Here is a 19,766-nt window from a genome sequence, read left to right as displayed (position 1 = left end):
TTTATAGCGAAACATTGCTGTCTCTGTTAATGAGAGTTTGTAATAACCCCTGTCCTTTTTCCACTCCGCCAGTTTGTCCTCTTTTAAAGCCTTTACAGCTTTATTTCTAGGATGCCCTTCCTCCCAGTACCCCGCGTTGCTTCAAGGTGGAATAGTGGGCGTTATTCCTTTGTTCTTCGGTACGTGGTGATACGCTCTTATATCATAGTCTCCATCAGCACTGACTTGCTGTATCTTTCGTCATAATGAGTTAAGCAATACAGGTAGAATCTCATTATCACCCACAGAAACTAGGCTAACTTCTGCAGCAATAATCTCATGAGTAGACAAATTAACGGCAAGATGAAGTTTGCGCCAAATACGTTGTTTCTCCTTACCGTGTTTAAGCTTTTTCTATTCACCTTCATCGTATACTTTTAGGACTGTGGTATCAATAATGAAGTGAGTGACAGCTCCTAGATTCGGCAAACGGTACTTAACTTTTACGCTCTTCGAACGCTTACTAATGCAGGTGTATGTAGGGGATTTAATCGGGATATTAATCAATATAAAAACCAAATTGAGTAAGATTTTTAATCCACGAAGTGGGAGTTTAAAAATACCGTTCACCATCAGTGCCATTTCAATCTCGGTATCCGGAAATATAAATATAGGGCCACGATAACAGTGATGCTTTAAACAATACCATGCCTTAATAGCAGTGACGTCTATCCAAAAAGTCACTGAGCCACGGTTTACTAATGCTTGATTAAATTGTTTTCAATTGCTGATCTTGTGCTTGCCTTTCCCATCATCACCTCCTACTTAACTCCATGATGATCTAATCGTAGAAATTGCGATTAGTTCAAATATTTGGGAAACAACGCCATATTGGATATATGACCAACTTTTTGGGGATAGCCTTAGGCATATTATTAACTGAAACCATTGTGATGGAGCCATTTTTACATGCCATCACTTGTATTTGTTGTGCCATATTGTTGTTCAATATACACCACACCTTGCAAGGTATAATGATAAGTGAAATCGCTGAGATGTTCAATGAACGCCATGGTCGTGGTGGTTGAAAGGTGGCTGTTTAGATCTCCATTTCTAAGCTGAAATTTCTCGGTATGTTCATAGTCTTTGAAGTGAAAGATGATGGTTGTTTCATGGATGATAAGAGCTTAAGCAATTATCGAAGTGCTGCAATCTGCGGATGCAAGAAGTACCGCTTTTATGCGATCCTCATGCGTTGTATCCTGCTAAGTGTCGAGTTTCTATTTTTGTTTCTTGGTTAAAGTAACTTTCATCATGCATACTTTGATTTCCATTTTATTAAAAATCATCTCCATGTTGATTTGATATATCAGCTTGATTGGAAAGGGTCAGACGTTAAACCTGAATGCAGGGGAGATATAAAAAGGTACTTACACACTGTGTGTGTCACAACGAAGACAGTTTTTTAGAACTGATTTTATTTGAAAAAATTGAATTTTATTCAAGAGTTAGTTTATGCTGACCATGGTAGACTTTCGCTCTAAGGTACGTTTTGTTGCCGTCTTTTAAGTGAACTTTTGTCCCGACTACATCCTCAAGCTCAATTCCATATTCTTGTATTTCTTTGATTTTCTTTGGATTATTGGTAATCAGACAGATTTTTTTAACACCAAGTGCTTTTAACATGTCTGCCGCATCTTCAAAACTACGTAGATCATCCGCGAAGCCAAGGTGATTGTTTGCTTGATAAGTATCCATACCTTTGCTTTGTAGTTTATAGGCATCCAGTTTATTGTATAAACCTATACCACGACCTTCTTGGCGAAGATAAAGGAGAATGCCGCCCTGCTCCCCCATTTTCTGGATTGTTTCCTCCAGTTGCTCTCCACAATCACACCGAGAAGAATAAAACACATCACCTGTGAGGCACTCTGAATGCATACGAACTAGAGGAGTCTTTTGTTTCAGATCGACACATTTGAAGATAATGGCGACGTGTTCATTATTAGAGTTCAGACCTTCAAACGAAAGAATTTCAGCCGGAATTTTACTACCTACACCTACTTTAAAAGGAACTCTTGCTCTTATTTTTGCCATTGATTGTAATTCTCTATTCATGCAGTTTTTACCGACGTGTATCGCGCTACACTCTCAATCACCATACCAACAAATGATTGCTTTATAATACTTATTTTGGTGTAGAGGAAAATCGTACCAGAATTCCAGTTCTACCGCCAATCTATCAGATAGATTGGCTATTTTTAGCGTAAGCAAAAAACATTTATCTTAGGTATATAATGCACTCTAAGAACAATAATGCATTAACGCAATAGTCTTACCGGAGTAGCATGATTTTCAGTGATCACAGAAAAGCTGTTACATCGCCATCCACCACCGTACCTACGTCTACAATTTCCCATTACCAATGGAAACACCTGCTCTAATAATATTATTTCCACCAATAACAACGTTATGGCCAATGATTATAGGAAATGAAATTGTATTTTCATCCTTTTTTACATATAGAAGTAATAGACATGGAATTGTAGTTTAGATACTAACACTAGATCTAATAAGTACATTGTCCCCAATTTTCATGTGACTACTGTCAATAATAATTCAGCATAATTTAAAAGGAATATTCTTTACAAGATGTATATGCATGCTGTAGGAACGGGTAAATGGAGCTTTAATCATTACTCCTTTGCCATGAATTTCCATGAATAAAAGTATGGAGTGCAGCCCTTTCCAATTAAGCTGATGATGCCATTTCTTTAAAAAACGAGAGGTTGCTTAGAACCTAAACATTTCTTAGGTTGATGGTTAGTCCTCGCTTGAGAGAAGGAAGTCTCTTCATTCGTGACTATTTTGAAGTTTGTTTTTTTCTTTAGGTATTGTCTCGAAATCCCATTAGTATGTTTATTTGTCCCTCGTTTCCATGAAAGAGTAAAGGTTGGAAAAGTTAATTTCAACATCCAAAGCTTTTGTTATCTTTTCATGATGAGCAAATTCTTGACTATTATCTGACGTAATCGTACGGACATGCTTCGTGTCGTGCATCAGTAATCAATTATCGCTGCGGTAACATTAATTAACCTTATCTGCGCATAAGAAATGAACTAAATGCCAAAGTCGCGATCTGACAGTTTAAAATAACCTATTAGACTACATAAGGACTTGGACATGAATAACTTAGATGCTGTTTTTGGCGATGTCGACGACTTTTGCTAAACTCTCCTCCCTGCATGGGAAAAACACCTAATTTCTTCCGGTGTCAAACAAAGAAATAAGCCTTTTCGCCTCTTATATTAGCGAAGTGATGACAATAGTGATAGCTTTCCATCAACTGGGATATCAAGACTTCAAAACCTATTACATTCACTTTGTTTGCCGTTAGCAACTTCACCAACGAATTTCCTAAATTAGTCAGCTACACGAAGATGCGCAAGCTCATGCAAGATGTTCTGGTTCTGCTTTATTCTTACCTCACTGACCGTCAAGCAAGGCCGACAGGGATTGCCTTTGTTGATTCATCTAAGCTACAGGTTTGTCATAACCTACGCATTCTCAGACATCAGGTTTTTAAAGGTACCGCGTAGCGAGGAAAAGGAACGATGAAGTGGTTATACGGCCTCAAATCATACCTCATTATCAATGACAAAGGTGGCATTATCTCAGTCAAAGTGACGACGGATAACGTGAATGATAGGAAGCCTCTGCCGGAAATAGCTGATGAGCTTTGAGGTGTTTCTACGGAAACAAAGGTTATATCTCTGGTCCATTGGAGCGGGAACTTACAGACAAGGGAGTGACACTGATAACGGGTGTGAAAAAGAATATGAGACCAAACGTAATGAAACTCTAGAACCGAGAGATTCTCCGGAAACGATTTATTATTGAAACCGTTTTTAACCAACTAAAAAACATATCCCAAATCAAGCATTCTTGGCACCGTAGTTGTGTCAGCTTTATGCTCAACTTGCTGGCGGGGCTTATCGAATATTCATTTCAACCAAATAATCCGAATATCAAGATGATTAGGTTTGATAAGCAAGCGTTTATGCAGATCTGAGGTTAATTACGAAGAGTGAGTTTAGGGCTGAGCAATTGTTTATAGTGAAAGATTGCTGTCTGTGCTAATGAGCGTTTGTGATAATCCCTGTCCTTTTCCACTCCGCTAGTTTGTCCTCTTTTAACGCCTTTACAGTTTCATTTATAGGATGTCCTTCCTCCCAGTACTCCGTGTTGCTTCGAGGTAGAATATTGGGAATGATTCCTTTGTTATTCAGTACATGGTGACCTGTTCTTGTGTCATAGGCTCCATCAGCACTGACTTGCTGTATCTTTCGTCGTAATGGGTTAAGCAATATAGGTAGAATCTCATTGTTATCTACAGAAACGTAGGCTAACTTCTGCAGCAATAACCTCATGAGTAGACACATAAATAGCAAGATAAAGTTGGCGCTAGATACACCATTCCTCCTTACCGTGTTTAAGCTTTTTCTATTCACTGTCATCGTATACTTTTAGGACTGTAGCATCAATAATGAAGTGAGTGACAGCTCCTCGATTCGGCAAACGGTACTTAACTTTTACGCTCTTCGAACGCTTGCTAATGCAGGTGTATGTAGGGGATTTCATCGGGACATTAATCAACATAAAAACCGAATTGAGCAAGCCTTTTAATCCACGAAGTGGGAGTTTAAAAATACCTTTCACCATCAGTGCCATTTCAATCTGGGTATCCGGAAATATAAATATATGACCACGATAACAGTGATGCTTTAAACAATACTATGCCTTAATAGCAGTGACGTCTATCCAAAAAGTCACTGAGCCACGGTTTACTAATGCTTGATTAAATTGTTTTCAATTGCTGATCTTGTGTTTGCCTTTCCCATCATCACCTCCTACTTAACTCCATGATGATCTAATCATAGAAATTCTGATTAGTTCAGATATTTGGGAAATAACGCCGACACATTATATCTGCAGTAGGAGACAACTAGATTGCAAGTCATACTTACGCAGTATTCAACTTATTGAATACATAATCGAGAGAAGAACTTACCACTCTCAGTAGTTGATGTCCTCTTTTATGCTAGACCATAGGTGTTGCAGTGATTATCTGAATTGCGAACCTTTAAAGAAATAGGCATTTTATACAACGATCAATCTATTGGATACATGACCTTAGTGTTTATGTTATAAGTTTATTGTAGCTAATTAAATAGAATAGAAAAGAGTATGAAAAGTGATGAATAAAGACCGAATTGTCTCCTCTATCAAGCTTGTTTCTGCAATGCTCGGAATACTTCTGATCGTCGGTTGTTTTGAGAAAAATCGCAGTACATCTCAACTATGTGATAATAATCTACAGCTTTGTACGGGACTTAATTTGAGAGACGGTCAATGTCGTTATGAACGTACAGATTTGATCTGGCAGCGCTACGAGGTTTTAAAGAAATCTTCCGACCTAGGTAAGTTTGATGAACTAATGATGACAAAGAAATATGCTAAGTGTATGGATTTAGCTGCTCAGATTGAGAGTACGACACTACAATCAAAGAAAACACTGCGTACTGAAGCCTTGCTTCATTCCTTTGACTCTATAGCCCGTCTAGAGAAAGAACTGAAAAATTCATACCAACCAGCAATTATTTATTATCGTTGGACACAAGGCGACAAAGAAGCACTTGATCAATTCCTGAAATTGGAAGAAACCGAATACTTAAACACACCAGAGATGCAATTAGGGCTGGCGACGTATTATATAGACAAAGATAAAGTCCACACGATTAATCTTCTTTTAAAGACATTGGCGTTTTACAATGGTCGTGCAGGTTATACACGGGACAGAACAGTACCTGAAGCGATAAAATCACTTGCTACTAGTAATCACTCCTTGGGTAAGCTAGACGAAGCCTATTTCTGGGCATTAGTTGGCAGTCAATTAAATCTACCGATTACCAACGAAGCACAACTTAAGTTGCTCTATCCTATGAATGACATTCGTCGCAACCACATCGCAGATGTTGCCCATGATGTTGCAGCCTTGATTGAAGATGGTGACTTCAACCCCGGCTTACTTAATCGACTTTCCACCATAAGGAACCCTCCTTAGCTTAATATGCTATTATGTAAGCGTTCATAAGAAGGACTTTGAATATTTTTTCTAACAGTATTGATGTCGTGACTGTCAATGTGCTATCCTGTAATCCTCGATTTTTGACTATTGATTAACCTCAGATCTGCATAAGCGCTTGCTTATCAAGCCGAGTTATCTTGATATTCAGCTTCTTTAGTTGAAATGAATACGAGATGAACCCCGCGAGCAAATTGACCATAAAGCTGATACAACTACGGTGCAACGAATGCTCGATTTGTGATATGTTTTTTAGTTGGTCAAAAACGGTTCCAATAATAAGTCTTTTCTGGAAAAGTTCCCGTTCCAATGGATTGGAGATATAATCTTTATCTTCGTATAAACACCCCCAAAGCTCGTCAGTCATTGCCGGCACAGGCTTCCTATCATCCACATTAGCCGTTGTCCCTTTGACTGAGATAATGCCACTTTGGTCATTGACCCTAAGGTGTAATTTGAAACCGTAGAACCACGCCATTATTCCTTTTCCTCGCTTCGCGGTACCTTTAAGAACCTGATGTATGAAAATACGTAGGTTGTGACAAACCTGTAGCTTGGATGAATCAACGAAGGCAATCCCCGTCGACCTTGCCTGACGGTGAGTGAGGTGAGAGCAAAGCCGGAGAGCACCTTGCATGAGCTTGAGCATTCGCGTGTAGCTGACTCACTCAGGAAATTCGTTGGTGAAGTGGTTAGCGACAAATAAAGTGGATGTAATAGGTTTTGAAGTCTCGATATCCCGATTGATGGAAAGCTATCATTATCGTCATTACTTCGCTAACGGAGAGGCTAGAAAGCTTATTTCTTTGTTTGATACCGGAAGAAATTGGGTATTTTTCCCCATGCAGGAAGGAAAGTCTGGCAGAAGTTGTCGACATCGATGAAAACGGTGTCTGAGTTATTCATAACTAAGTCCTTGTGCAGTCAATAGTTTTTTTAAACTATCAGATCACGACTTTGGTATTTAGTCCATTTCTTATGCGAAGCTCAGGTTAATCAACTTCTACGTTCTTCGAACACATTACTAATGTAAGTGTATCTAGGGGATTTCAGCGGGACCCTCATCAACGTAAAAACCGTATTGAGAAAGCCTTTTAATCTACGAAGTGGGAGCTTGAAAATACTTTGTACCATCAGTACCGTTTCAATCGAGGTATCCAAAAATATAAACCCATCTCCGCGATGACCGTGATGCTTTAGACAATGTCAACCCTTAATGGTAGCGGGGATGAAATATAGTGATTTATGGTGTATGGGTAGGAAATAATGCGGTGTAACCTGTGGATTGATCTCACCAGATCAACAACCAACAAGGAGTATACCGTATGGATAATAATCATAACGTTACCGAGCTTCATAAACTAGAAAACCCGCTTAATGAGCTGCTGAAATAAAACGCACCGCAGTTGTTGGCTCAAGCTATAGACGTCGAGGTTCAATCCTTGCTATATAATTTCACATAACTCCAAGTTAATGAAAAGCAGGGAGTGGTTCGCAATGGCCATTTACTTGAGCGGCACCTACAAACTTGGTTCGGTGACATTACCTTCAAAGTCCCAAATGTTCAAGATATAACAGGGAGCGAGATCAAGTTCAACAGCACACTGGTTCTGCTCTGTCTCAAGCGAACCACAAACATAAAAGAGCTGATCCATTGGCTCTATCTGCGGGGAATCTTCACGGGTGATATACAGCGAGCCTTGGAACACCTTTTAAGTAAGCAAGACAAAGGGTTGTCAGCAAATAGTGTTTCTCGACTCAAGTAGCCGTGGGAATCAGAATACGACCCGTGGCGTAAGCTCGACTTAAGTAAACGGCGGTATGTCTACATATTTGGGACGATGGTGTTAATTGCAAAGTTAGGATGGATGACAAGCTTTGCCTGCTTGTTGTCGTCGGTGTTGATGATATCGGCCACAAGGAAGTGTTAGCCGTTGTCGATGGGTACATGGAGTTAAAGGTCAGTTGGTTTGAAGTTCTGTCACAGCTAACGTACCAAGGTATCAGTATCTCTCCTGAACTCACCATTGGTTATGGCGCTCTCGGTTTTTGGAATGCAGTGACAAAGCATTGACCAACGACGGGTCATCAGCGCTACTGGGTACACAAAACAGCCAATGTATTAAATAAAGTTCCACAATCTGTTCAACGAAGAATAAAAAAAGGCTTCAGGATATCTGGATGACGAAGATACGACAAGAGGTATATAAAGCCTTTGGACAGTTCGAAATACGATATGGTGCTAAATATCCCAAATCAACGGAGTACCTGACCAAAGACAAAGTAGAAATGTTGGCATTTTACAATTTTCTGCCGAGAACTTGGCACATATTCGAAGGACAAACCCCATTGAATCAATGTTTGCAACGGTGAAGTTAAGAACGAACAAAACTAAGAATTGTGGAAACCTAAAAACGACACTGGCAATGGCCTGCAAACTGATGCAAACCGATGAGGTTAACTGTCGTAGCCTGCGAGGCTTTAATTTACTCACGGATATCATTAAAGGTGTGAAATTCAGAAATGGCATTAGTGAGACAAACGCTAATTATCAGGATACTACTCTGAAAGCTATACACCAGATTTGACCATATCTCATGGCACCGTCGTCTATCTAAAAAGTGATTGAGTCACGGTTTACTAATGTTTGATTCTATTGTTTTCAGTTGCTGATCTTTTATTTAGTCTTTCCCATCAATACCTCCCTCTTATCTCAATGATGAGTCTGATCGTAGGAATTGCGATTAGTTCAGCTATTTGGAGAACAATGCCTATATAAACATGTAATACGGAAACATCTTAATTTATCTATTTATTTGAGATTGTTACTAACGACATCATTATTCACTAATTTAGAAGATTTATTTATTTTAGTACTTGATACTTATCACCCTGATATATAGAGAATGATATCTACCTTTCCATTGGAATTTTCCGTGTTAACGGTATACTAGTGTCGATAATATCGCCGTTTGCGATCTACATAAGACTATATAGTTGTTATCCACAGAGTTATTAGGAATGAGTAACATAGAGCTTGTAATATTCTTCCAATTTTTTATTGGTTTGTTTGCCGCCGTAAACCCACTGGGGATTATGCCAATTTTTGTGTCATTAACCGCCCACCAAGATCTCCCAGAACGCAACAAGACAGCATATACTGCGAGTATTGCTGTCGCTGCCATTTTGGTTATTTTCCTTTTAGCTGGGCAATTATTGCTAGATGTTTTCAGTATTTCACTAGATTCATTCCGCGTCGCTGGCGGCATGCTATTAGTAAGCATTGCGTTCACGATGATGAGCGGTAAGCTCGGGGAAGTTCAACAAAATAAGCAAGAACAATCTGAATCTATCAGCCGAGAGCAAGTTGGTGTCGTACCTCTTGCGATGCCGTTACTGGCAGGCCCAGGTGCGATCAGTTCTACTATTGTGTATTCAGCTCGTTATCCAAGTTCGATTGACACGATAGGTTTAATTGTGACTATTTGTTTTTTTTCTGCAGGAATTTGGCTGCTATTTCGTCTTGGACCTTCCATTGTTAAATATTTAGGACAAACAGGTATAAACGTGATTACTCGGATAATGGGTCTAATATTAGGTGCGCTGGGTATAGAATTTATCGCCAATGGACTACGAACCTTATTTCCTGGATTAAGTTAAGATCTAGAAATAGGATAAAAAACTCGTTTATTGCCTTCAAACTATTATCTATTCAATAAATTATCACTATGAATTAAAGACGCGCGCTGCAAGGATACCAACCTATTAAACCCCTGACGATGAACACTGATGCTATTATCTGAAATCAGGAGTTACTTCTAATTGGTGTAAGTCTATATTTCGAGATCCTAAGAAGTTTAATACTAGGCAGTTCGATTAGAGCATATATACCAAAATAACTTGAAGATGCATGTTTCAGCGAGCTTTACTGTTTTAATGGTCAAGGCATTCCTTTATAAGGATAGGAACCCTATCATAAAGGGAGAATGCTCAGCAAGGCGTTAGTAAACGCTCATTAACGGGAGGGCATAGGCGCGCAAAATTAGGCGTTAATTCCTCGTGAAATAGACTGATTATTCCCATGTGTATTTGCCTCGACTTTAAGGTACTCATGACCTTTGAAATCGAGAATATGAACAGAGGCTACCTACGGCGGCAACTTACAGACCGCTACGCACTTTTTCATTGTAAGCCTCGGTCTCATCCCTTCACCCGCAATTAGTTAACCTGAGCTGCGCATAAGAAATGAATTAAATGCCAAAGTTTAGATCTGATCGTTTGAAAAAAACTATGGACCTCATAAGAACTTGAACATGAATAACTTAGACGCTATTTTCGTCGATATTGACGATTTCTTCCAAACTTTCCTCCCTGCATGGAAAAAACACCTCATTTTTCCGGTATCAAACAAAGAAACAAGCCTTTTCGCCTCTCAATTAGCGAAGTGATAACAATAATGATAACTTTCTATTAATCTGGTATCGAGACTTCAAAACCTATCATATCAACTTTATTTTCCTCTACCTCACCAACAAATTTCCTAAATTAATCAACTACACGCAAATGCTCAAGCTCATGCAAGGAGCTTTGGTTCCACTTTACTCTGACCTTACTCACTGGGAGGCAAAGCCGATAGGGATTGCCTTCGTTGATTCCTCCAAGCTACAGGTTTGTCACAACCTACGCATTCTCAGACATCAGGTTTTTAAAGGTACCGCAAAGCGATGAAAAGTAACAATGGCGTGGTTCTACGGCTTCAAATTATACCTTATAATCAATGATTAAAGTGGTATTATCTAGGTAAAAGTGACAACGGCTAACGTGGATGATAGAAATCCTGTATCGGAAATGGTTGATGAATTTTGTGGTGTTTATACGGAGATAAGGGTTATATCTCCAATCCATTGGAGCGGGAACTTGCAGACAAGGGAGTGACACTAATAACTGGTATGAAAAAGAATATGCAACCCAAAGTGATGGAACTTTGTGACCGCCTGATGCTCCGGAAAAGATTTATTATTGAGCCCGTTTTTAACCAACTAAAAACATATCCTAAATCGAGTATTCTCGGCACCGTAATTGTATCAGCTTTATGGTCAACTTTCTGGTGGGGTTTATTGTATATTTATTTGAACCAAAGGAGCCGAGTATCAAGATAACTCGGTTTAATAAGCAAGCGCTTATGCAGATCTGAGGTTAATTTAATCAACAACACCCCCTATGGTATAAATAACTCAGTGGGAGACAGTTTCTCGACTAGGCAAACGCTACTTAACTTTTACAGTCTTCGAAGGCATTACTAATGCAGGTGTATGTAGGGGATTTCAGCGGGATATCTATCAACGTAAAAATCGAATTGAGAAAGCCTTCTAATCCACGAAGTGGAAGATTAAAAATACCTTTCACCATCGGTGCCATTTCAATCGTAGTCTCCAAAAATATAAACCCATGGCCACGATGCCCGTGATGCTTTAGACAACACCATACCTTAATAGCAGCGACGTCTATCCAAAAAATCACTGAGCCACGGTTTACCAATGCTTGATTATATTCCTTCCAGTTGTTAATCTTGAGCTTGGCCTTTCCCATCATCATCTCTCACTTAACTCTATGATGATCTGATCGTAGAAATTGCGATTAGTTCAGATATTTGGGAAACAACGGTATAACCAACGGTTAAAAAGAGATGATTATAGTAGAATAACCGACGATCATAGTATCAATACTACGAGTAATTACATTTAAATTCCTTATCGTCAAGTTATTTTGGTATAATCCTAGGGGGATTGAAGAGATTGAGTGGGCGAAAACGTACGTACTTCTAACGAACAGCCATCCTTAGTACAAGAAAGTATAGAGCCTTGTGTATACCAATCCCCCAATACGATCCGTTGTGCGACTTTAGTACCAACCGTAAAAGTATGGATATTGGGGCGGTGCGTATGACCATGGATCAATTGTGTTACCTTATTGGCTTTCATCATTCTAACGACTTCTTTCAGATCAACATCCATGATATTACCTGATTTATGTGTATTAACTTGCATGCTCTCTCTACGTATTTTTCTACCAATTTTTTTACGAAGAAATAAGGGTAATGATAAGAAAATATACTGGAGAAACCGATTGTGCACTTTCTTTCTGTAACGCTGATAGCCTACGTCTTGCACACATAAGGTGTCACCGTGCATAATGAGCGTTGGTTGACCAAACAGATCGATGATCTTAACCTCAGGCAATAGTGTCATTCCAGATGCTTTTGCAAATCGTTTACCTAGCATAAGATCGCGATTACCATGAATGAAGTACACAGGTACACCTTCATCCTTTAATGTATTAAATGCAGCAGCTACCTCATTATGAAGGGGTTCATCATCATCATCACCAATCCAAACTTCGAACAAATCCCCCAAAACATATAGCGCTGTTGATTTTGTGGCTTCTTTTCGTAGAAAATGGTAAAAACATGCGGTGATTTCTGGGTGATTTGGGCGGAGATGAAGATCTGAAATAAAAAGCACGGTCATACTGGGAAAACGCTCTATGAATGTACAAAAAACCCTAAATTATACTAGAACCTAGATAATAACTACAACACTTATTTTTTAATGTAAACGAGGATGACAATTGCCGAACGTAGTAAGCTTTTCGCGCTAAAGAAACAAGCATACTACCATGAATTATCAGTAGGTAACAAAGGGAAGTATATACCAAATTTCAGCCATTCTGGCACGGGAAATCTCAATCTCCGAGATCACAAAGACAATCAAGTGCCATCATTTCTCAGTTGATCAGAAGTTGAAGAAGTATAAAAATAGTGTTTATTGCTAGAAAATTGCTCAAGACCTATTGACAAATAATCACATCCAAGCAAGTAAATAAATACAATATACCAATAGATCAATAGAGATTTCGTTCATCTGTTATTCCAAACGATTGGAGTCTTGATCAGATATCACACGTAATAATTAACCTGAGCTGTACGTAAAAATGAACTAAATGGCCAAGTCGTGATCTGATAGTTTAAAATAAACTATTAACTGAACAAAGACTTAGGCATGAATACCTTAGACGCCGTTTTCGTTGAGTTCTGCCAGACTTTCCTTCCTGCATGGGAAAAATATCTCATTTCTTTCGGTATCAAACAAAGAAACAAGCTTTCTAGCCTCTCAGTTAGTGAAGTGATGATGATAGTGATAGCTTTCCATCAATCTGGATATCGAGACTTCAAGATTTATTACATCCACTTTGTTTGTCGCTACCTCACTCATCGTCAGGAAAGGCCGACAGGGATTGCCTTTGTTAATTTGTCTAAACTACAGGTTTGTCATAACCTACGCATTCTTAGACATTAGGTTTTTCTCAGTCAAAGTGACGATGGCTAACGTGGATGATAAAAAGCCTGTATCGGAAATAATTGACGAGCTTTGTGGGTGTTTATACGGAGATAAAGGTTATATTTCTGGTCTATTGGAGAGAAAACTTGCAGACAAGAGAGTGACACTGATAACGGGTATAAAAAATATGAAACCCAAAATAATGAAACTTTGGAACTGCCTGATACTTTGGAAACGATTTATTATTGAAACCGTTTTAACCAACTAAAAAACATATCCCAAATCGAGCATTCTCGGCACCGTAGTTGTATTAACTTTATGGTCAACTTGCTGGCAGGCTTATCACTTATTCATTTTAACTAAAGAAGCCGAGCATCAAGATGACTAGGTTTGATAAGCAAGCGCTTATGCAAATCTGAGGTTAATTAGTACTTTTGTCCGTATCCGTAAAGTAGTAGATAAGAGGAAATATTTATTAAAATTTACTACACATGATCCTGATCAATTCTCTAAGTTTACGAAAATCTATAATCGATTCTGGAAGTTATTTACTAAATACACGCCAAAATCTATAAAAATATTTGATGAGTCGGCATGTAGTTACTAGTTAATTTTTAAAACTTTAGGTATGTAGGAGACAATTATGCCTGTAACTAACGTAGCCGAACTCAACGCAATGGTTGGGCGTGTTAAGAAAGCACAGAAAGCATTTTCTATTTTCTCTCAAGAGAAAGTAGATAGAATTTTCCGTGCTGCATCTCTGGCTGCTAACAATGCTCGTATCCCTCTAGCTCAACAAGCTGTTGAAGAATCTGGTATGGGTATTGTCGAAGACAAGGTAATTAAAAACCACTTCGCTTCTGAATTTATCTACAATAAATACAAAGACGAAAGGACCTGCGGAATTTTGGAAGAAAACAAAGAATTCGGTACGTTTGTTATTGCTGAACCTATCGGTATCATTTTCGGTATCATTCCAACAACTAACCCAACCTCAACAGCTATTTTTAAATCTCTTATCTCATTAAAGACCCGTAACGGTATCATCTTCTCGGCACACCCACGTGCAAAAAACTCAACGAATACTGCCGCTAAAGTGGTTCTAGACGCCGCTGTTGCAGCTGGCGCACCAGAAGACATCATTGGTTGGATCGATAATCCTTCTGTAGAGTTATCTAACCTACTGATGAAACATGAAGACATCAACCTAATCCTTGCTACTGGTGGTCCAAGCATGGTGAGAGCAGCATACTCTTGTGGTAAACCCGCAATCGGTGTAGGCGCAGGTAATGTCCCAATAGTTATTGACGAAACTGCTGATATCAAACGTGCTGTTGCTTCTATACTTATGTCCAAAACGTTTGACAATGGAGTTGTGTGTGCTTCTGAGCAAGCAGCGATCGTTGTTGATTCTGTTTATGAAGAAGTAAAAGCGCGTTTTGCTTCTCACAAAGGTTATGTGCTAAGTAAAGAAGAAGCTGTGGAAGTTCGTAAAGTGCTTTTGATTGATGGTGTATTAAATGTACAAATTGTTGGTCAATCTGCAGTTAAGATTGCTGAAATGGCGGGTGTTACTGTTTCTGCGGACACAAAAGTTTTGATTGGTGAAGGTTTAGGAAAAGTGTCTTTTGACGACGAATTTGCGTATGAAAAACTGTCTCCAACGCTAGGTTTATTCCGTGCAGACGATTTTGAAGATGCAGTTGCCCAAGCAGTCACCATGGTTGAAATTGGTGGTATTGGCCACACATCTGGTTTATACACCAATCAAGACATAAACGAATGCCGCATCCGTTACTTTGGTGACAAACTGAAAACTGCCCGTATTCTTATAAATATCCCAACCACTCACGGCGGTATAGGCGACCTGTACAACTTTAATGTAGTACCGTCACTGACCTTGGGTTGTGGTTCTTGGGGTGGTAACTCAATTTCTGAAAATGTTGGTCCTAAGCACCTTATAAACAAAAAGACTGTTGCGAAGCGGGCTGAAAACATGTTGTGGCACAAATTACCTAAATCTATTTATTTTCGTAGAGGTAGCCTACAAATTGCTTTGGGAGATTTGAAAGGTAAGAAACGCGCAATGATAGTGACTGACCATTTCTTGTTTAATAACGGTTATTCTGATGAAATCGTTGTGTTGCTGAAAGAATTAGGTATGGAAGTTCAGACATTCTTTGAAGTGGAAGCGGATCCAACATTATCTATTGTCGAAAAAGGTGCTATGGCGATGCAGAATTTTCAACCTGATGTTATCATTGCGTTGGGTGGTGGTTCACCAATGGATGCAGCAAAAATTATGTGGGTAATGTACGAGCACCCAGAAACACATTTTGAAGAACTGGCGATGCGATTTATGGATATTCGGAAACGTATCTATAAGTTCCCAAGAATGGGAAAAAAAGCTGAATTGGTATGTATCACAACCACTTCAGGTACCGGTTCAGAAGTTACTCCGTTTGCTGTTGTTACAGATGACAAAACTGGTACTAAATATCCACTTGCTGACTACGAACTGACGCCACATATGGCAATTGTGGATGCTAACTTAGTCATGAACATGCCTAAGTCATTAACCGCATTTGGTGGCTATGACGCTATAACGCACGCACTGGAAGCTTATGTTTCTGTTCTGGCTAACGAATATTCAGACGGCCAGGCACTACAAGCACTAAAGATGTTGAAAGAATACCTTCCATCGAGCTATGCGAATGGTGTTAACGATCCAATCGCTCGTGAGAAAGTACATAATGCGGCAACTATTGCTGGCATTGCATTTGCGAACGCGTTCCTTGGTGTATGCCATTCAATGGCGCACAAAATTGGTGCTGAATTCCATCTACCACACGGTTTGGCGAACGCACTGCTTATTTCAAATGTGGTTCGTTATAACGCGAACGATAACCCAACGAAGCAAACGGCATTCTCTCAATATGACCGTCCACAAGCACGTCGTCGTTATGCAGAAGTTGCTGACCACTTGGATTTATCTCAAGCTGGGGATCATACTGCTCAAAAGATTGAGCGTCTATTAACGTGGTTGGAAGAACTGAAAGTGGAACTAGATATCCCATTATCTATTCAAGAGGCACGTATTCCTGAAGCTGATTTCATAGCTAAAGTTGATGTTTTATCAGTAGAAGCCTTCGATGATCAATGTACGGGTGCAAATCCACGTTATCCACTTATCACTGAGCTAAAAGAAGTTCTACTAGCTTCTTACTACGGTACTGCATTTGTTGAAGGAACTACCTTCGAAGGTACGACTGTAATAAAAAAGAAAGCAGACCAAGAAGCAATAAAGCCTGAAGCTAAAGTAAAAAAACAGTTAAAATATAAACAACTAACTGAGTCATGAAGAAAAAACCAGCTAAATGCTGGCTCTTTTATTGTCGGTAGCTTATTTAACCTCAGATCTGCATAAGTGTTTGCTTATGCAGATCTGAGGTTAATTCTGGAAATTTGTCGCTACTTCACCCACGAATTTCCTGAATTAGTTAACTACACGCAAATGCTGAAGCTCATGCAAGGTGCTCTGGTTCTGCTTTGCTCTTCCCTCACTCACCGTCAGGGATTGCTTTCGTTGATTCGTCTAAGCTACAGGTTTGTCACAACCTACGCATTCTCAGACATCAGGTTTTCAAAGGTACGGAGAAGCGAGGAAAAGGAACGATGGGGTGGTTCTACGGTTTCAAATTACACTTTATTATCAATGACCAAGGTGGCATTATCTCAGTCAAAGTGACGACGGTTAACGTGGCTGATAGAAATCCTTTATCGGGGCTGATGAGCTTTGGGGGTGTTTATACGGAGATAAAGGTTATATCTCTGATTCATTGGAGCGGGAAGTTTCAGATAATGGGTGACACTGATAATTGGTGTGTAAAAAAACATGAAATCAAAGGTGATGAAACTTTAGAACCGCTTAATGCTCCGGAAACGATTTATTATCGAAACCGTTTCGGATCAACTAAAAAACATGTCCCAAATAGAGCATTCTCGGCACCGTAATTATATCAGCTTTATGGATAACTTGCTGTCGGGGCTCATCGCCTATTCATTTCAATAAAAGAAGCTGAGTATGAAGATGACTCGGCCTGATAAGAAAGCGTTTATGCAGATCTGAGGTTAATTAAATGCACAAGTTGGTGAAGCGCTGGCAAATGAGAAAGCGATGAATAAAGTTATCATACTCGGTATGCCTATTCGTTAGCAGACAAATTATAACTGTAAGAGAGATTGGGATCAGTGTATTATAGGCCTGATTTAATCAAGAATGTCTTGATGATCGTCATGGCTTCGGTGGTTGAAAGGTGACTGTTTTAATCCCCATTTTCGGGCTTTAGTTTCTCAGACTGTTCATAATCTTTAATGTGTTGAAGAACGGTTATTTTATGGATTCGCATTGTTTGAGAAATCATCGTAGTACTCTAACTTCTTGATGGAAGCAGCACTGCTTTTATACAGTTATTGCCTTGCTCATCCCTCGTTGTATCATGCGGGGTTTATGGTGTTTTTTGTCTCTTGGTCAAACTCACCTTGAGAGTGCATGGCTTGACCCTAATACTATTGAAAATAAAACATCTTCAATGATTACAGGTATATAACTTTAGAATCCGTAGTACTTCTGCCATAATACTAGAATGATTTGTACTTATTACTGTTGACATGAATCAAGAAACCACCCTGAACATCCTAAAATCACGATTTCGTGGATACTTTCCTGTTGTTATTGATGTTGAGACTGCGGGCTTTAATGCTAAAACTGACGCTTTGCTGGAAATTTGTGCAGTTACTTTGAAAATGGATGAAGAAGGTTGGCTATTGTCAGACAAAACTTTGCATTTCCACGTTGCCCCGTTTGAGGGCGCTAATCTTGAAAAAGCAGCATTAGAATTTAATGGTATCTGTGAACCATTCAGTTTACTGCGAGGGGCTGTTGAAGAAAAATATGCACTAAAAGAGATATTTAAACTCATCCGTAAGGAACAAAGAGCACAAGGTTGTCAACGTTCGATTATGGTGGCACACAATGCCAATTTTGATCACAGTTTTGTAATGGCTGCCACTGAACGTAGTCAATTGAAACGCAATCCATTTCACCCTTTTGTAACCTTTGATACTGCGGCACTTAGTGGATTAGCACTTGGTCAAACCGTTCTTGCTAAAGCGTGTAAAACCGCTGGTATAGTATTTGATAATAACGAGGCACACTCTGCACTTTACGATACTAAACGTACAGCAGAGCTATTTTGTGAAATTGTAAACAGATGGAAAAAGATGGGAGGGTGGCCGACCCTTCCCCTAGAAGGGGAATCCGTACGTACTTTTACCTAGTAGCCTCAAAATCATCCAAAATACACGGGCAAGGTTCGATATGATTTTAACTTTTTTACTGCTTTAGAGTACTCTCTAACATGTTAATTCGAGGAGACTTCCGAGGAAGGACGGTTAATCCAGTTTAAAAGAATTCATTATATATGGCGAGATCAGTACCGATTTACATGATACTACATTTAATCAACTTGGAGATACAGGTTTCAGCGAGCTTTACTAATGTCATGGTCAAGGCATCCCTTTGTAGGTGTAGTGAGTTTTATCAAAAGGGATAAGACCGAGTATATCGTTATCAAACTTTCCCTACTGAAGGGAATCAGTGCGCTTATTTCGTCATTAAATCCCCATGAAATAGGCAGATTGTTCCTATGAGGACTTACCTCGAACTGAATGCATTGATGACTTCTAAAATAGAACATCTTCAAGTTATTTTAACCTCAGCTCTGCATAAACGCTTGCTTATCAAGCCGAGTCATATTCATACTCGGCTTCTTTTATTGAAATGAATAGGCGATGAGCCTCGACAGCAAGTTATCCATAAAGCTGATACAATTACGGTGCCGAGAATGCTCTATTTGGGATATGTTTTTTAGTTGATCCAAAATGGTTTCGATAATAAATCGTTTCCGGAGCATTAAGCGGTTCTAAAGTTTCATCACCTTTGATTTCATATTCTTTTTCACACCAATTATCAGTGTCACCCATTATCTGAAACTTCCCGCTCCAATGAATCAGAGATATAACCTTTATCTCCGTATAAACACCACCAAGGCTCATCAGCCCCGATAAAGGATTTTTATCAGCCACGTTAACCGTCGTCACTTTAACTGAGATAATGCCACCTTGGTCATTGATAATAAAGTGTAATTTGAAACCGTAGAACCACCCCATCGTTCCTTTTCCTCGCTTTGCGGTACCTTTAAAAACCTGATGTCTGAGAATGCGTAGGTTGTGACAAACCTGTA

At 39.2% G+C, this 19,766-nt stretch carries 8 protein-coding genes and 13 pseudogenes; 13 read left to right on the top strand and 8 right to left on the bottom strand.

Features of this window, described 5'->3' with window-relative positions; translation table 11 throughout:
* Positions 1 to 771, bottom strand: a pseudogene (locus BTN49_RS18110) (IS5 family transposase); the annotation flags it as partial.
* A gap of 119 nt (positions 772 to 890) precedes the next feature.
* On the opposite strand from BTN49_RS18110, the gene BTN49_RS08350 reads away from it, so the two are divergent.
* The gene (locus BTN49_RS08350) at positions 891 to 1,067 is read left to right on the top strand and encodes a hypothetical protein (protein WP_158523710.1); all 177 of its coding nucleotides are present in this window, start codon (positions 891 to 893) and stop codon (positions 1,065 to 1,067) included.
* A gap of 409 nt (positions 1,068 to 1,476) precedes the next feature.
* On the opposite strand, the gene BTN49_RS08345 is transcribed toward BTN49_RS08350, so the two are convergent.
* Positions 1,477 to 2,076, bottom strand: coding sequence for a GTP cyclohydrolase II (locus tag BTN49_RS08345; RefSeq protein WP_097356803.1), 600 nt, complete (start codon positions 2,074 to 2,076; stop codon positions 1,477 to 1,479).
* Positions 2,077 to 3,162: 1,086 nt separating this feature from the next.
* Here BTN49_RS08345 and BTN49_RS22400 point away from each other — a divergent pair.
* Positions 3,163 to 4,051, top strand: a pseudogene (locus BTN49_RS22400) (IS982 family transposase).
* Positions 4,052 to 4,056: 5 nt separating this feature from the next.
* Here BTN49_RS22400 and BTN49_RS18100 read toward each other — a convergent pair.
* A pseudogene (locus BTN49_RS18100) lies at positions 4,057 to 4,860 on the bottom strand (IS5 family transposase); the annotation flags it as partial.
* Between the two features lie 376 nt (positions 4,861 to 5,236).
* Here BTN49_RS18100 and BTN49_RS08325 point away from each other — a divergent pair.
* Positions 5,237 to 6,103 (top strand): DUF2989 domain-containing protein, encoded by an 867-nt coding sequence (locus BTN49_RS08325; RefSeq protein WP_097356798.1) that lies wholly within the window; start codon positions 5,237 to 5,239, stop codon positions 6,101 to 6,103.
* A gap of 121 nt (positions 6,104 to 6,224) precedes the next feature.
* Here BTN49_RS08325 and BTN49_RS08320 read toward each other — a convergent pair.
* Positions 6,225 to 7,030: pseudogene (locus tag BTN49_RS08320) on the bottom strand (IS982 family transposase).
* A gap of 90 nt (positions 7,031 to 7,120) precedes the next feature.
* Positions 7,121 to 7,306, bottom strand: a pseudogene (locus tag BTN49_RS08315) (transposase); the annotation flags it as partial.
* Between the two features lie 143 nt (positions 7,307 to 7,449).
* Here BTN49_RS08315 and BTN49_RS08310 point away from each other — a divergent pair.
* From BTN49_RS08310 to BTN49_RS22395, 3 genes and pseudogenes are all read left to right on the top strand, one after another.
* Positions 7,450 to 8,712: pseudogene (locus BTN49_RS08310) on the top strand (IS256 family transposase).
* A 433-nt stretch (positions 8,713 to 9,145) separates the two neighbouring features.
* On the top strand, positions 9,146 to 9,784 hold the full coding sequence (locus tag BTN49_RS08305; protein ID WP_097356796.1) for a YchE family NAAT transporter: 639 nt from the start codon (positions 9,146 to 9,148) through the stop codon (positions 9,782 to 9,784).
* A 653-nt stretch (positions 9,785 to 10,437) separates the two neighbouring features.
* Positions 10,438 to 11,318 (top strand): annotated as a pseudogene (locus BTN49_RS22395) (IS982 family transposase).
* Positions 11,319 to 11,422: 104 nt separating this feature from the next.
* On the opposite strand, the pseudogene BTN49_RS08295 reads toward BTN49_RS22395, so the two are convergent.
* Both BTN49_RS08295 and lpxH read right to left on the bottom strand, forming a co-directional pair.
* Positions 11,423 to 11,713: pseudogene (locus BTN49_RS08295) on the bottom strand (transposase); the annotation flags it as partial.
* Positions 11,714 to 11,901: 188 nt separating this feature from the next.
* Positions 11,902 to 12,651, bottom strand: a complete 750-nt coding sequence (lpxH, locus tag BTN49_RS08290) for a UDP-2,3-diacylglucosamine diphosphatase (RefSeq protein ID WP_097356794.1) — start codon at positions 12,649 to 12,651, stop codon at positions 11,902 to 11,904.
* Between the two features lie 531 nt (positions 12,652 to 13,182).
* Here lpxH and BTN49_RS20990 point away from each other — a divergent pair.
* The 7 genes and pseudogenes from BTN49_RS20990 to rnt all read left to right on the top strand — a co-directional run.
* Positions 13,183 to 13,380 (top strand): annotated as a pseudogene (locus BTN49_RS20990) (IS982 family transposase); the annotation flags it as partial.
* Positions 13,381 to 13,383: 3 nt separating this feature from the next.
* Positions 13,384 to 13,476: pseudogene (locus tag BTN49_RS22390) on the top strand (IS982 family transposase); the annotation flags it as partial.
* A 10-nt stretch (positions 13,477 to 13,486) separates the two neighbouring features.
* Positions 13,487 to 13,880: pseudogene (locus BTN49_RS22385) on the top strand (transposase); the annotation flags it as partial.
* A gap of 224 nt (positions 13,881 to 14,104) precedes the next feature.
* Positions 14,105 to 16,822, top strand: a complete 2,718-nt coding sequence (adhE, locus tag BTN49_RS08280; RefSeq protein ID WP_097356793.1) for a bifunctional acetaldehyde-CoA/alcohol dehydrogenase — start codon at positions 14,105 to 14,107, stop codon at positions 16,820 to 16,822.
* 102 nt (positions 16,823 to 16,924) lie between these two features.
* Positions 16,925 to 17,533 (top strand): annotated as a pseudogene (locus BTN49_RS22380) (IS982 family transposase); the annotation flags it as partial.
* A 406-nt stretch (positions 17,534 to 17,939) separates the two neighbouring features.
* Complete coding sequence (locus BTN49_RS19270) at positions 17,940 to 18,071, top strand: hypothetical protein (protein ID WP_274538469.1); 132 nt, start codon at positions 17,940 to 17,942, stop codon at positions 18,069 to 18,071.
* A gap of 61 nt (positions 18,072 to 18,132) precedes the next feature.
* On the top strand, positions 18,133 to 18,801 hold the full coding sequence (gene rnt / locus BTN49_RS08270) for a ribonuclease T (RefSeq protein ID WP_097356791.1): 669 nt from the start codon (positions 18,133 to 18,135) through the stop codon (positions 18,799 to 18,801).
* 494 nt (positions 18,802 to 19,295) lie between these two features.
* Here the strand turns inward: rnt and BTN49_RS08265 are convergent.
* Positions 19,296 to 19,766, bottom strand: a pseudogene (locus tag BTN49_RS08265) (IS982 family transposase); the annotation flags it as partial.

The sequence above is a fragment of the Candidatus Enterovibrio escicola genome (assembly GCF_002464935.1).
GTDB classification, from domain to species: Bacteria; Pseudomonadota; Gammaproteobacteria; order Enterobacterales; family Vibrionaceae; genus Enterovibrio; species Enterovibrio escicola.
The sequence above is the reverse complement of the archived record's forward strand: the minus strand, read 5'-3'. Positions and strand labels throughout refer to the sequence as shown.